Consider the following 13,227-nt stretch of genomic DNA (forward strand, 5'->3'; position numbering starts at 1 on the left):
CACAGATCACTCCCCGTGCACACCACCCTTTCGTATAGTGATCGATCGACCCGGGCGCGATTTCTCGCACGCCCGGCGTGGCATTGGGAGCGAACTCGTAATGACCTACTCCGCGTTGGATCTGTCCCCCGACTCGTCCGACCCGGTGCTGGAAATCGGCGGACAGCCGGCTTCGGTGCCCTTGCTGAACGCCGACAGCGTAGCTTCGCACATGGTCGGATACTTCGAGAACGTCATGGCTCCCTGCCGCACCCTGCCCGGCGAGCAATTACGCGGTGACGTCACGAAACTCACCCGCAGCTGCCTGAACCTCGCTGCCGAGATGTTCGACCGGCGTACCGTACCGGACGAGCACCAGCTCGGCCCGGTCCGCGCGGCTGCCGCTCGTTGGGCGCGGGAGGCCGTGCCGCTGAGCACGATCCTGCGCGCCTATCACGAGGGACTGCGCATCGCCTTCGGTCTGGTCACCGCGCCTGCCGCGGCCGACGACGTCGACGAGGTGCTGGTCGCCGCCGATCTGCTTCTCGAACTGCTCGAGGCGATCACCGCGGCGGTGTCCGATGCCTACGTCGACGAACAGCACCTGGTTGCCAAGGAGCATCAGACGGCGACGCAGACGCTCGCCTCGGCGCTGCTGAGCGGTCGCGGCAGCTCGGCTCTGGCACGGCAGACCGGCATTCCGATCGCGGAGGCCTATCAGGTTGTCGCCCTGTCGATTCCGGAGCATCCGGACGAGCGTGATCCGCGCGTCGACGGGAACGTGGCCGCGCGCCGCAAGCTGCGGCGGCTGCAGTCCGAGCTGGCCACCGTGTTCGCCTCCCGCGCGCTCGCCCTGCTCAGCGCCAAGGGAGGGACACTGCTCATCCCGTTGGGCGACGAGGACGAGGCAGTCCTCACCGCCACGACGCTCGAGCTGCTGGCCGCTGCCGCCGAGGTGCCGCTCACCGCCACCGTCGTGCCGACCGACACCGATCAGATCCCCGAATCGGCCGATCAAGCGCACGAGCTGCTCAATCTCGTGCGCGTCGGCGTCCGGCCGCCCGGCCTCTACCAGATGTCGGATCTGGCCGTGGAATACCAGCTCACCCGCAGCGGCCCGGCCACCCGACGGATCGCGACCATCCTCGACCCGCTGGACGCCCACCCCGAACTGTTCGACACCATGCGCGCCTACCTCGGCAACGACATGAACCGGCAGCTCACCGCCCGCCAGCTCTACGTGCACCCGAACACCGTCGACTATCGCCTACGCCGCATCGCCCAGCTGACCTCCGTCGACCTGGCGACCTCGACGGGCATCTCCCAGGCGGCGATCGCCCTGCTGGCCCGGGATCTGGACCGCAGCGTCGCGCGCAGGCTCTGACCTGCCCACCGTGACCGAACCGTGGCCTGTAACGGATTCGTGCTGGTCACCGCGCCGTGAACTTGCGATCCTGGTAGTGCCCCGACGTCTGGATGGTGAAATATGAGAATTTCGGAGATCCTGCGCAGGAAGGGCGGCGACGTGGCCACGGTCGCACCCGACACGACGGTACGCACACTGCTCGCCACCCTGGCCGAGCGGAACATCGGCGCGGTCGTCGTCTCGCCCGACGGCGCCACGATCGCGGGCATCGTCTCCGAACGCGACGTGGTGCGCAGTCTGCACGCGCGGGGCGCGGCGCTGCTGGACACACCGGTGTCGGCGATCATGACCTCCGCGGTGCGCACCTGCGCACCCGACGACCGGGTCGACGGTCTGCGCCGCACCATGACCGACCATCGCATCCGGCACCTGCCCGTGGTACACGAGGGCAGGCTGGTCGGCATCGTCAGCATCGGCGACGTGGTCAAGAGCGCGATCTCCGAATTGGCGACCGAGCGCGAGCACCTCGTCGAGTACCTGCAGGGCAGATATTAGAACGCGCTGGGGTTCCCCAGATCGGCCGACAGCCAGTGCTCCGGCCGCAGGTAGACCGCGACCTGCTCACCGAAGGCCTCGGCCGCCTTCAGGTAGCCGTCGACCGATTCGGCAGGCAGATACCGCGCGGCCATCTCGCGGTGCTGCTCGTCGGTCATCGGGACGGTCCGGGTGACCGGGCCTTCCACACTCACATACCGGACCGTGGGCTCGACCTGCTGCACCATCAGACTGAAGCGGCCGGTCTCCCGGAGGTAGCGCATCTTCTGCGACTCCGGGCCGGTCAGGATCCAGATCTCGTCACCGGGGCTGTATTGGTACCAGATCGGGACGGTCAGCGGGCCACGACCGGTACCCGCGGCCACCGCGAAAGCCGCGACATGCGGCTGCGCGAGGAACTCTTGACGCTCTTGCGGGCTCAGGGGCATATCGCCCAGGCTAGTCCCGAAAGCCGTTGTCGGCGACAAAGCTTCGAAGTCCGTAACGAAAATGCGTATCGTGGGTGACGTCCGAGTTACCGGTGAAGGGAGCGTCACGTTGCGGTCCCCTGCCCCGAGATCACCGGTGACGCGGACCGACGAGACCCCCCGGCCACCGGCGACGCCGCCGGTCGCGGCACGGGCGCTGTTCCCGGCGCTCGCCGGCGCCACCGAGGTCTACCTGGACAGCGCCGCGACCACACAGAAGCCGCTTCCGGTGATCGAGACCATCCAGCGTTACCACAGCAACGGCACCGCCAACGTCGGCCGCGGCACCTATCCCTGGGCCACCGGCCTGACCGCCCGGATCGCCCGGATCCGGGAACGCACCGCCGCCTTCATCGGCGCCGAGCACCCGGACGAGGTGGTCTTCACGGCGGGAGCCACCGCCGCACTCAACGCCGTCGCGCTGTCGTGGGGCCTCACGGCGCTCGCCGACGGCGACGAAATCCTCTACAACGACGGCGATCACGCGTCGAACGTGTACCCGTGGCAGCACCTTCGCGGACTGCTCGCCCGGTTCGGACGCCGCATCCACCCGATCCCCTACCGGACGACCGCCGCCGGGGAGGCGGACACCGACGACATCCTGGCCAAGATCACACCGCGCACCCGGCTGATCACGACCGGGCATCTGCACCACGTCTTCGGCGGTCTCAGCACCCTGGAGGAATTGCGCGGCCGGATCGACCCCGCCATCCTGCTGTGCTTCGACTGCTCGCAGAGCGGCGGGCATCTTCCGGTCGACGTGGCCGCGCTCGGTGCGGATTTCGCGATCTTCGCCGCGCACAAGATGTTCGGGGCGCCGGGCACCGGGATCCTGTACTGCCACCGGCGCGTGCACGACCGGCTCGTGCCGTTCCTGCCCGGCGGCAATTCCGGCATCGCCACGGATCCGGGCGGTCTGCGGCCGGGGCCGATGCCCGCGCTGCTGGAAGGCGGCACGCCCGACATCCCGGGCATCCTCGCCCTGGGCAGTGCGCTGGAGGTGCTGGAATCGTTCGGCATGGATGTCATCGCCGCGCACAACCGCGCCCTGACGCTGCGCCTGATCGACGGGCTGCGAGCGGTCCCCGGCCTGGAGTTCCTGCCCGGTCCGGCGCATGCCTCGTGCGAGGTCGGCTACGGCATCCTCTCCTTCACCCTGGACGGGATCTCGGCCACCGACGCGGGATTCGTCCTGAGCGAACTGGGTTTCCTGGTGCGCACCGGCGCGCACTGCGTCCCCGCCGACACCGACGGCGCGGGCTCGGTGCGGGTCAGCACGCACATCTACAACACGCCCGACGAGATCGACCGATTCGTCGCGTGCGTGCGAACCATCGCCGAGGAGGTCACGTGAGTAACGACATCCCCCGCTACGACCGGCGGGCCGCGTCCAGGGTGCTGGCGCACTTGGCGCAGCCCGGGTTGCGCAGCGCGCTCGCGCCCGCTCCCCCGCCGCGGCGATTCGAATTTACCTGCGCCACATTGCGTCCCGAGCCAGACAGCCATCTCACCTATTCCCAGCGGCTGTATCTGGAGCGGTTCATGCGGCCGTGCCGCGCGGATCAGGTGACCAGCGCGACGCACCGGATGGCGTGGACCGACAGCGACGGCATCCCGAACACCGGGCACTTCCGCGCCGGCGGCCTCGGGCCCTCGGTGCCGATCGCGATGCGTGAGACCGTCCTGGCGCTGTGGCACCAGCTCGACGCCGATCCGGCCTTCGCCGCGCGGATCGCGGCGCTCGGGCCGGGCGAACACGCCGTGCTGGCGGGCACGACCACCGACCACGATCCGCGCGACATCTTCCGGGTGGGCATCGAGGCGGCGGGGCGCGTACTGGCCCAGCACGCGCTGCTGGCCGCCCAGACCCCTTACCGCGATGCCGCCGAGTTCGCCGAGGGCCTGCGGGCTTCCGGAATCTTCACCGCGGTGGCCAATCGCTGGTTCTGGGAGCTGCAGGCCTCGACCTATCGGCGGGGCATGATCCCCGTGACGCTCGTCGCACAGCCCGACGGCACCGTTCGCTATTCGGCGGAGACGGTGGCGACCCTGCGCGCCATGAAGGACGCCACCATCGCCGACGCGCACGCCGTGATGGAGCGCGCCACCACGGTCGAAGGCCTCACGGTCGCCGAGGCGATCGCCAAGTATCACGACGACCTGGACCTGATCTCCCGGCAGTACGCGCTGCTGCCCGCCGGCAGTCATCCGGCCTGCCTGGCGGCCACGCCGCATCAGCTCGACAGCGGGCATGTCGGTATCCTGCCGTCGCTGGTCGACCGGTTCGTCGCGACGTTCACCGAGATCGCGAGCCGCATCGAGGTCGCAGAGGTGAGCGCCGAACTCGACGAGGCGACCGCCGACCGTGCCGCCACCGCCGAGGACCAGGTGTTCTACGTGCCGGACATGACATGCAAACACTGCGTCCGCACGATCGGCGGGGTTCTGGAATCGATGGACATCCGCGTGGTGGAGATCGATCTGGACAGCAAACGCGTGGTGGCCGAGTTCCGCAGCCCGCGCAATCGCGCCCGGGCCTTCGAAGCGATCCGGGACGGCGGCTACAACCCGGTCGCGGAACGCCCCGACGGCGCCACGCGGGCATCGGTCAGCGAGGCATCGGAAGCCGCCGTATGACGCCTCGGCCGCCTGCGCTGCCCGCGAAGCTGCATCCGATGGTCCGCGCCTTTCTCGACACCCCTGGCCTCGCGACGGAAACGCGGGCGAATTTCGGATCCCCGGTGCATCTGGTGTTCCCGCAGGTCTACTCGGAGAATCTGCTCCGTTTGCGCGCAGCGCTGGAGCGACGTCTGTCCGGACACCGAATCTGCTACGCGCACAAGGTGAATCAGTCTCGCGCGTTCGTCCGCACCGCCGAGCGCGCGGGCATCGCCGTCGACGTCGCGTCACCGAACGAGCTGTCGGGCGCCCTCGCCGCCGGATTCGGTCCGGCGCGCATCGAGGTCACCGGGCCGAAAGGGGAAGCATTCCTGCGCGAGCTCCTCGACCGCGGAGTGACGATCAACGTGGACAACCTGTGGGAACTGGGCCGCATCGCGGAACTGGCCCCCGACCATGCGGAAATACCGGTGCTGCTGCGGGTTTCCGGTATCGGCACGGGACAGGTGAGCCGGTTCGGGATGCCGGTCGCGCATATCGAGCAGGCGTTCGATCTGCTGTCTGCACAGCGCGGGCGAATCGCCTTCCTCGGGTTGGCCTTCCACCTCGACTCCGGCGACCTCGGCGAGCGCGTCCGGGCGATCGATGCCTGCCTGCGCCTGATCGAGCGAGCCTACGATCGCGGGTTCGCCCCTTCGGTGCTCGACATCGGCGGCGGCTTCCGGCAGGTGTTCACCGCCGACGCCGAACGGTTCGACGCCTATGTGCTGGCGCTGCGTGAGTCGCTGCTCGGCCGTGGGGAACCGATGACCTGGGGCAGTAACACCTTCGGCTACCACGTCGCGGGTGGCGCCGTGCACGGCACACCGGTGTTCCACAAATACGCCAACACCGTTCCCGCCGACCGCATGCTCGCCGATCTTCTCGACGCGCCGCTGGAGCGGCACGGCGGGCGCACGGTCGCGCAGGTGGCGGGCGACAATCTGCTGGAGATATGGCTCGAGCCGGGCAAGGCGCTGGTCGACCACGCGGGCATCACCCTGGCCACGGTCGAGTTCGTCAAGGAGGTCGCCGACGGCAGCGTGCTGGTGCACGTCGATCTCAGCCGCGATGCCGTGACGCCCGCCGACCAGGAGGTCATGGTCGACCCGATCCTGCTGCCCCGCGCGGGCGTCGCCGCGGGCACCGACCGCGCGACGAACCCGGTCGGCGTCTATATCGCCGGACGGTTGTGCCTGGAGCGAGACCTGATCACCAACCACAAGGTGTGGCTGCCCGTCCGCCCCATGCCGGGCGACACGGTGGTGTTCCCGAACACCGCCGCCTATCACATGGACCTGTCCGCGGCGACGGCCTCCATGCACCCGCTTCCCCCGAAACTCGCGGTCACCCGGGCGCCCGATGGGTTCCGGATCGTCCCCGACACCGCCTACGAACCCGACTTCCCCGTCGAGTCTTCGCGGGCGCGTCCTCTCGCGACGCACGCCGCGGGCCCGGTCCGATCGGTCGAGGCCCCCTGATGCGATACGACCACATCACCGAACTCATCGGTGACACGCCGCTGCTGCGGCTCGACCCCGCGGTGCACGGACTGGCCGGTGTCGAGCTCTACGCGAAACTGGAGTCGCACAACCCCTTCGGGTCGGTCAAGGACCGGGTGGCCTGGGCGATGTTGCGCGACGAATTGACGGAGCTGCGCGAAGGCGGCCGGACACTCATCGAGGCCTCCAGTGGCAATACGGCCAAAGCGCTGCGCGTCCTCGGCGCGATGTACGGCATCGACCTGCGCGCGGTGACCAACCGGATCAAAGTCGGCGAGGTCCGTGACCTGCTGCAGCTGTTCGGGACCGAGATCGTGGAACTGCCCGGGCTGTCCGAGTGCCCGGACCCGACCACACCGAACGACGTCTACTCGGTGATCGAGGCGACGATGGCGCAGCATCCCGGCGCTTACCGGCATCTGTCGCAGTACACCAACGAGAAGAACATCGAGGCGCACCACCACGGCACCGGACGGGAGATCCACGAGGACCTCGCGGCCGATGGCATCACCAGGATCGACTATCTGATCGGCGGGCTCGGCACCACCGGGTCCACCAGGGGGACCGCCACCTACCTGCGCAAACACAATCCCGAATTGCGCACCGTCGCGGTTGTCTCGGAGCGGTCGGACTTCATTCCCGGCATCCGGTCGGAGACCGAGATGTGGGATGTCGGGCTGTTCCAGCCGGAGTTCTACGACCGGATCGTCACCGTGTCGGCGGGCGACGCCGTGGACGCGACGCTGCGCCTGGCGACCGGATACGGCGTCCTGGCCGGGCCGACCAGCGGCGCGGCCTACACCGCCGCGCTGGACACGCTCGGCGCGCTCGATCGCTCGGGCACCGATCCGGACGACCCGATCGTCGCGGTGTTCATCGTCTGCGATCGGCTCGAGCCGTACCTGTCCTACATCAAGAAGCGCAGGCCGGAACTGTTCGGCCGCGCCGAACGCGAAACGGCGCCGAGCGCGGACGAGCTGGCGGCGGTTCCGCGCCTGTCGCCCGAGCAGCTCGCCGAGCTCGACCGGACCGGCCGCCCGACCATCGTGGACAGCCGTGGCGCCATGGCCTACCGGATCGGGCACGTGCCCGGCGCGCTGAACATTCGCGACGACCAGCTCGATGACATGTTCGGCCACGGCATCCCGTTCCCGCGCTCGCGGCCCGTGGTCTTCGTCTGCCCCGTGGGTGAGTTGTCGGTGCGTTTCGCCGCGCGAGCCCGTCGAGCCGGATACGACGCCGCCAGCCTGGCCGGTGGCGTCGTCGCCTGGCGCGATGCGGGGCTTCCGCTGGAACGAGGCTGATCTCCGCGGGTTCGCAGGCCGTTCTCGGGCGGAGGCGAGCGGAATGTGCGCTGGACGCGGGCCGGCGGCGGCGGAAGGCGCCGAACCGCTGGTCGGGCGGAAGGTGACGCCGGGCGTCCGCTTCGGACGCCGATCGCCTCGGCGACGGCGTGGGATCCATTTCGGCGAGACCGCGGAGTCCGGGCCCGGTGCGCGCGGCGCGGGGGCGCGCCGCCAGGCATTATCGTGGGGCCGTGCAGACAGGTCAGGAAGCAGACGACGACGGGGGCCCGCGGATCTGGGGTGGGACGACGCTCACCGAACGCAGGGAGACGCGGCGGGCGGCGCTGCTGGAGGCCGCGCTCGACTTGATCGGCGAGTCCGGAGCGAGCGGCGTCACCATGCGGGCGGTGTGCCGCAAGGCCAACCTCACCGACCGCTACTTCTACGAGAGCTTCGCCAGCCGCGACGAGTTGCTGGACGTGCTCTACCGTCAGGTCGCCGAGGAATTCCTGGAGCCCATGACGGCCTTCGCCGCCACCGACGACCCGTCGCGCGACCGCGCGCTGTCGGAGATACTCGTGGACAAGGTGCTCGACGATCCGCGCAAGTCGCGGTTGTTCCTGGTCGAGCCGTATTCCAGCACCGGCCTCGGGCAGACCACCTTCGCCGTCATGCCGGTCTTCACCCGGGTCATGCAGGACCATCTGTTCGGCCACATCGACGACCCGGTCAAACGCAGGCTGGCGGCGGTGAGCATGGCCAGCGGAAACGCGGGCATGTTCTCGGCGTGGCTGAACGGCTCGCTGCGCGCCACCCGGGAGCAGATCATCGAGCACTGCCTCGCCATGCTCACGGCGTACCGCTCGCTCTACCGGTCCTGACCCGCGTCGCGGGCCGAGCGTCTGCCGTCAGTCCCCGGACTGATTCCGCCAATACGCCAGGGTGTCCTTGGTCCGGATGGTGGCGGCGTGGTTGGGGCCGAGGGCCCGCAACTCCGCGACCAGCAGAACCTCCAGTTCCGCGACCGCGCGGTCGAGGTCGCCGTGGCGGGCGCGGCAGCCCGCGAGTTCGTTGCGGGTGCCGAAGGTGTCCGGATGATCCGGGCCGAGCACCCGTAACCGGTCGCCGAGCAGTTTCTCCAGGTCGGTGATCGCACCATCGAGGTCACCGCTGTCGGCGCGGTAACCGGCCAGCCTGCCGCGGGTGAGCAGCGTGTCGGGGTGGTCCGGGCCCAGCACCCGCAGACGGTCGTCGAGCAGGCGGGTGAACTCCGCGCCCGCACCCGCGAGATCACCGCTGCGCGCGCGGAACGCCGCGAGGTTGTTGCGCGCGCCGAGTGTGTTGGGGTGGTCGGCGCCGAAGACGCGCAGATAGTCGGCCACGAGCTGCTCGAACTCGGCGCGGGCACCGTCGAGGTCGCCGCTGTCGGCACGCCAGTACGCCAGGCTGTTGCGGGTGCGCAAGGTGTCCGGATGGTCGGGGCCGAGCACGCGGGCGCGGTCGGCGCGCAGCTGTTCGAAGCGGGCGATGGCCCCGGCGAAATCGCCGACGTCGCCGCGATTGGACGCCAGATTGTTTCTGGTGCGCAAGGTTTCGGGATGGTCGGGGCCGAGCAGGCGCAGCTGGTCGGTGAGCAGTCGTTCGAATTCCTCGCCCGCACCGGAGTGGTCACCGCAGCGGGCGCGGTAGCTGGCCAGCCTGTCGCGGGTGTCCAAGGTGGCCGGGTCGTCGGGGCCGAAGACCCGCAACCGGTCGGTGAGCAATTGTTCGAAATCGCCGATGGCGCCGACCAAGTCGCCGCTCTCGGCGCGGTGGAAGGCCCGCCGTTCCCGTGTGGTGAAGGTGTCGGGATGACCCGGTCCCAGCGACTCGACGAAGTCCGGCGCCCATGCGGCCCACAGGTCGCGATCGTCGGCCGACCTGCCGGTCTCCAGCTTCCTCAAAAAGTCGATGGCCAAGGCGGAATCACCGTAGGCCAGGCAGTGGCGTACGGCCGCGCCCCGCGCGTAGTCGGCGGCCCGGTCACCGTCGTCGGCCTGGATCGCCGCGACGAGGGCGCGATGCGCGTCCGCCATGCGCACACCGGAACGACGGCATTCCGCCTCCAGTGCGGGCAGGAACGCGCTGTGGGTGACACCGAGCGACTCGCGAACGGTGCCGGGATGACTGCGGGTGATCAAATCGCCGAGATTGACGGCGATGTCGCGGATCCGGGCGGCGCTGAGGTCGACGCCGAGCGACGACAGCGCCGAATCCAGCAACTCCAGCGGCAGCACGGGCCCGACTCCCGCCGCGGCCAGCAACCCGAGCAGATTCGCCGTGTCACTCGCGGTCGCGGGATCGGCCCCGCGCAGCGCGGTCTCCACCCGCAGCGCGATGACCCGGTCCAGACCTATCCCGGACGCGACCGCGCCGTCGGTCAATCTCGAGGCCACCTCCAGCAGGATGCGCGCCACCAGCCAGCCGCCGGAGACCACCCGCGAACCGGCCGCGTCGGTCGGGGTCTCGGCCAGCAGCCGCTGGATCCAGCCGATCCAGTCGACCGGGCCGACCGGCGCCGTTCCGCGCGCGGAGTCCACCACGGCGGCGATGTCGTCGGCCGCCGGTTCGGCGACATCGATCCGGTACATGTGCGCCAGCCCCGGATCGTCCTCGACACCGGTGCCGGGTCGGATGCCGACGATCACCCGGACGTGCCGAAGCTCTTCCCGGCGGGTCAGATCGGCGATCGCGGCCACCAGCAGCCGCCTGGTCCCCTCCTGCGGCTGATTCAATCCGTCGAAGACCAGGGTGACCCGCCGGCCCGCGGTGGACAGGCGCGCCAGCGGGCGACGCACCAGGATGTCGAAGATGTCGAACTCGTCCCTGGGCCGGTGCGCCCGCGCCGCGCGCGCCGCCTCCCGGAAGCCGGGTAGTCGTGCGTCGAGTTGCGCGGCCAGTTCCGAGGCGACCGACTCCACCGAGCTGTTCACCGTCAAGAACACCGCGGCGGTGATGTAGTCGGGGGTCACGGCGAGTCCGTCGACCAGGCTGGGGCGGATCAGCATGGCCAGCAGCGTGGACTTGCCCACGCCTGCGGGCCCGAGCACCGCCCGCAGCCGGTGGCTGCCCGCGTCGATGATCGCGTCGAGACGCTCGCGCACATCGGGCGTCAACAGCAGACGGCGGGTCAGCTGGTCGACGAACCCGGCGGCGGAACGTCCGCTCACCGCGTCGCGGTGGCGGGCGGTGTTCGGCACCAGCCACAATCCAGGGTCGACGCCCTGCGTCGTGGACACCGCGCCGGAACTGAAGGACAGATGCTGCGGCTGCTGATGGGTGCACTGCCCGGCGATCGGATCGACCAGGTCCGAGGGCAGCAGGTTCTCCCCGCGCAGCGGCAGGCCCAGGTCGAAGGTGGCGAGCATGGTGCGGGTGAAGCAGCCGGAGTACGCGGGACCGTCGCCCGAAGCGACCAGCAGCTCCATCCGGCCGCCCGACTGCGCCAGCAGATCTGTCCACCGGCGCGCGGCGCCCTGCACGCCCTGACCTGCCTCGCACGCGTCGACGAGCAGCACCAGCCCGTCGAGCGCGGCGCGGTCGAGCCGCTCGCGGATCTCCTGGGTCAGGTGGAAGGCGTTGTGCGAGGTGGGTTCACCGGGTGAGTCGTGGCTCAGTAGGTAGAAGTCCTCGGCAGTCGTCGCCACGCCGTGCCCGATGAAACCGAGCAGCAGGGTGGCCTGCCGCTGCGACGCCGCCGCGAAGGCCGTGTCGACGGCGGTGAACAATTGCGCGGCAGTGGGATTCAGCACCGGGCCGTCGACATCGATCGCGGGCCGCCAACCTCCCGCTTCGGTCAGGCTCCCGTACAGCCCATGGGCGAGTTCCTCGGTGAAACCCAATTCCCCCAACGCCGCGCATTCCGACCCCACCACCAGCGCCAGCCGTCCTCCCATGCAAGAAACATACCTGCGCCCCCGTGACCGTCCCGCCCGGCCGATATCGAAAGGTGCTGTGCGAGACGTAGGCTGACGGGCGGATCGTCGGAAGGAGATCCTGGGATGATCGACCCGGTGGTGGGGTTGACGGGTACGCTCACATCGCCGATCCGGGGCGCCGGGACGCTGGGCGAGGTCCTGGTCGCTATACGAGGGGGAACCGAGCTGTACATCGCACAGTCCACCGAGCCGATCCCGGCCGGTGCGGCCGTGCTGGTCATCGCGGTCCATCCGGGGCGCGTCGTCGACGTCGTCCCCTGGATTCCGCTCACCCCGGACGCGGCCGGAGAAACCTGAAAAAGTAAGGGAGACAGACGTGCTGGGTTACCACGTGCCGGACCCGGACGAGGCGATGCTGGTCAGCGGCGCCAAGAGCCGCGACAACGCGCCGTTCAAGGTGGTCATCGGGCGCGGCGCCTGGGTGGTTCCGCTGTTCCGGAAAGTCCGCTACCTGTCGCTGGCGATGTTCGAATCCGAGATCAAGGAGCGCTGCGTCACCAAGCAGGCGATCCAGCTCGACGTCCGCGCGGTGATCGCGTTCAAGGTCGCCAACGACACCCAGTCCATCGTGAACGCCGCACAGCGGTTCCTCTCCGAGCAGGAGCGGGAGATGTCGGTGCTGACCGGGCGCATCTTCTCCGGGCACCTGCGGTCGATCGTGGGCTCGATGACGGTCGAGGAGATCATCCGGGAACGCCAGAAACTGGCCGACGAAGTGCTCGTCGCGTCGAAAGTCGAGATGAGCAATATCGGCCTGTGGGTCGATTCCTTCCAGATCCAGTCCATCGATGACGGCAACCTCGGCTATATCGCCGCGCTCGCCGCGCCGCACAATGCCGCCGTGCAGCGCGACGCGCAGATCGCGCAATCGCAGGCCGCGCAGGCGGCGGCGCAGGCCGAGCAGGAATCCCAGCGCAGGCAGGCGGAATATCAGCGCGAGACGGCGATCCTGCGCGCGCAATACCAGCGCGATATCGACAAGGCCAACGCCGAGGCCGCGCAGGCGGGCCCGCTGGCCGAGGCGATGGCGTTGCAGGAGGTGCTCACCGCCCAGGCCGAGCAGGCGCGCAAAGAGGCCGAGTTGCGGGAGCAGCAGTTGCAGACCGAGGTCGTGAAACCCGCTCAGGCCGAAGCGGATCGGGTGCGCATCCTGGCCGAGGCGGAGGCCGACCGCACCCGCATCCAGGCCGCCGCGGCCGCGTCGAACAACCGGATCGCGCTGGATCAGTTGTTGATCGAACAACTGCCGGAAATCGTGAAGCAGGCGTCGAACGGGCTGGCGAACGCGAATCTCACCGTGCTGAACGGACCGGACGGAGTGGGCGAACTGGTGAACGGAATGGTCGGTCAAGGACTGACCGTTTTCCATTCGTTGCAAAAGGCGCTTTCCGCCGACGACGGCGAAAACGCGAGTTAAAGTTGCCCGGTAGCGACGGC

11 protein-coding genes are annotated in these 13,227 nt (G+C 69.5%); 9 read left to right on the top strand and 2 right to left on the bottom strand.

All coding sequences use genetic code 11. From position 1 onward, the window contains the following. The first annotated feature begins 100 nt into the window (after window positions 1-100). Both ACGF7Y_RS27920 and ACGF7Y_RS27925 read left to right on the top strand, forming a co-directional pair. Complete coding sequence (locus ACGF7Y_RS27920) at window positions 101-1,363, top strand: PucR family transcriptional regulator (RefSeq protein WP_393238609.1); 1,263 nt, start codon at window positions 101-103, stop codon at window positions 1,361-1,363. Between the two features lie 102 nt (window positions 1,364-1,465). Continuing rightward, entirely contained in the window at window positions 1,466-1,900 is a 435-nt protein-coding gene (locus ACGF7Y_RS27925) for a CBS domain-containing protein (RefSeq protein WP_393238612.1), read from the top strand. Here the strand turns inward: ACGF7Y_RS27925 and ACGF7Y_RS27930 are convergent. Beyond that, complete coding sequence (locus ACGF7Y_RS27930; protein ID WP_393238615.1) at window positions 1,897-2,328, bottom strand: pyridoxamine 5'-phosphate oxidase family protein; 432 nt, start codon at window positions 2,326-2,328, stop codon at window positions 1,897-1,899. The genes ACGF7Y_RS27925 and ACGF7Y_RS27930 overlap by 4 nt on opposite strands. Before the next feature lie 136 nt (window positions 2,329-2,464). On the opposite strand from ACGF7Y_RS27930, the gene ACGF7Y_RS27935 reads away from it, so the two are divergent. The 5 genes from ACGF7Y_RS27935 to ACGF7Y_RS27955 all read left to right on the top strand — a co-directional run bounded on the left by ACGF7Y_RS27935 (window position 2,465) and on the right by ACGF7Y_RS27955 (window position 8,694). Continuing rightward, window positions 2,465-3,721, top strand: a complete 1,257-nt coding sequence (locus tag ACGF7Y_RS27935) for an aminotransferase class V-fold PLP-dependent enzyme (protein ID WP_393238617.1) — start codon at window positions 2,465-2,467, stop codon at window positions 3,719-3,721. Further along, complete coding sequence (locus ACGF7Y_RS27940) at window positions 3,718-5,004, top strand: heavy-metal-associated domain-containing protein (RefSeq protein ID WP_393238620.1); 1,287 nt, start codon at window positions 3,718-3,720, stop codon at window positions 5,002-5,004. Before ACGF7Y_RS27935 ends, ACGF7Y_RS27940 begins: the two co-directional genes overlap by 4 nt. Then, window positions 5,001-6,506, top strand: a complete 1,506-nt coding sequence (locus ACGF7Y_RS27945; RefSeq protein ID WP_393238621.1) for a decarboxylase — start codon at window positions 5,001-5,003, stop codon at window positions 6,504-6,506. The genes ACGF7Y_RS27940 and ACGF7Y_RS27945 overlap by 4 nt, the downstream gene beginning before the upstream one ends. Continuing rightward, window positions 6,506-7,831 carry a pyridoxal-phosphate dependent enzyme gene (locus ACGF7Y_RS27950; RefSeq protein ID WP_393238624.1) on the top strand — a complete coding sequence of 442 codons (1,326 nt, stop codon included), beginning with the start codon at window positions 6,506-6,508 and terminating at the stop codon, window positions 7,829-7,831. The genes ACGF7Y_RS27945 and ACGF7Y_RS27950 overlap by 1 nt, the downstream gene beginning before the upstream one ends. Window positions 7,832-8,064: 233 nt before the next feature. Further along, a complete protein-coding gene (locus ACGF7Y_RS27955; protein ID WP_393238627.1) occupies window positions 8,065-8,694 on the top strand; it encodes a TetR/AcrR family transcriptional regulator in 630 nt (209 codons plus the stop codon). A gap of 27 nt (window positions 8,695-8,721) precedes the next feature. Here ACGF7Y_RS27955 and ACGF7Y_RS27960 read toward each other — a convergent pair whose 3' ends face one another. Continuing rightward, window positions 8,722-11,748, bottom strand: a complete 3,027-nt coding sequence (locus ACGF7Y_RS27960; RefSeq protein ID WP_393238630.1) for a tetratricopeptide repeat protein — start codon at window positions 11,746-11,748, stop codon at window positions 8,722-8,724. Window positions 11,749-11,853: 105 nt separating this feature from the next. On the opposite strand from ACGF7Y_RS27960, the gene ACGF7Y_RS27965 reads away from it, so the two are divergent. Both ACGF7Y_RS27965 and ACGF7Y_RS27970 read left to right on the top strand, forming a co-directional pair. Further along, window positions 11,854-12,087, top strand: coding sequence for a hypothetical protein (locus ACGF7Y_RS27965; protein WP_063050972.1), 234 nt, complete (start codon window positions 11,854-11,856; stop codon window positions 12,085-12,087). A gap of 19 nt (window positions 12,088-12,106) precedes the next feature. Beyond that, window positions 12,107-13,207, top strand: coding sequence for an SPFH domain-containing protein (locus tag ACGF7Y_RS27970; RefSeq protein WP_393238633.1), 1,101 nt, complete (start codon window positions 12,107-12,109; stop codon window positions 13,205-13,207). Window positions 13,208-13,227: the final 20 nt, after the last annotated feature.

The organism is Nocardia sp. NPDC047654, from assembly GCF_043205035.1.
Classification (GTDB): Bacteria; Actinomycetota; Actinomycetes; order Mycobacteriales; family Mycobacteriaceae; genus Nocardia.

What these genes read in the sequence shown, in the direction of transcription:
- ACGF7Y_RS27960 (WP_393238630.1), bottom strand. Translation starts at nt 11,748, where the DNA reads ATGGGAGGACGGCTGGCGCTGGTGGTGGGGTCGGAATGCGCGGCGTTG.
- ACGF7Y_RS27965 (WP_063050972.1), top strand. Translation starts at nt 11,854, where the DNA reads ATGATCGACCCGGTGGTGGGGTTGACGGGTACGCTCACATCGCCGATC.
- ACGF7Y_RS27950 (WP_393238624.1), top strand. Translation starts at nt 6,506, where the DNA reads ATGCGATACGACCACATCACCGAACTCATCGGTGACACGCCGCTGCTG.
- ACGF7Y_RS27920 (WP_393238609.1), top strand. Translation starts at nt 101, where the DNA reads ATGACCTACTCCGCGTTGGATCTGTCCCCCGACTCGTCCGACCCGGTG.
- ACGF7Y_RS27945 (WP_393238621.1), top strand. Translation starts at nt 5,001, where the DNA reads ATGACGCCTCGGCCGCCTGCGCTGCCCGCGAAGCTGCATCCGATGGTC.
- ACGF7Y_RS27925 (WP_393238612.1), top strand. Translation starts at nt 1,466, where the DNA reads ATGAGAATTTCGGAGATCCTGCGCAGGAAGGGCGGCGACGTGGCCACG.
- ACGF7Y_RS27930 (WP_393238615.1), bottom strand. Translation starts at nt 2,328, where the DNA reads ATGCCCCTGAGCCCGCAAGAGCGTCAAGAGTTCCTCGCGCAGCCGCAT.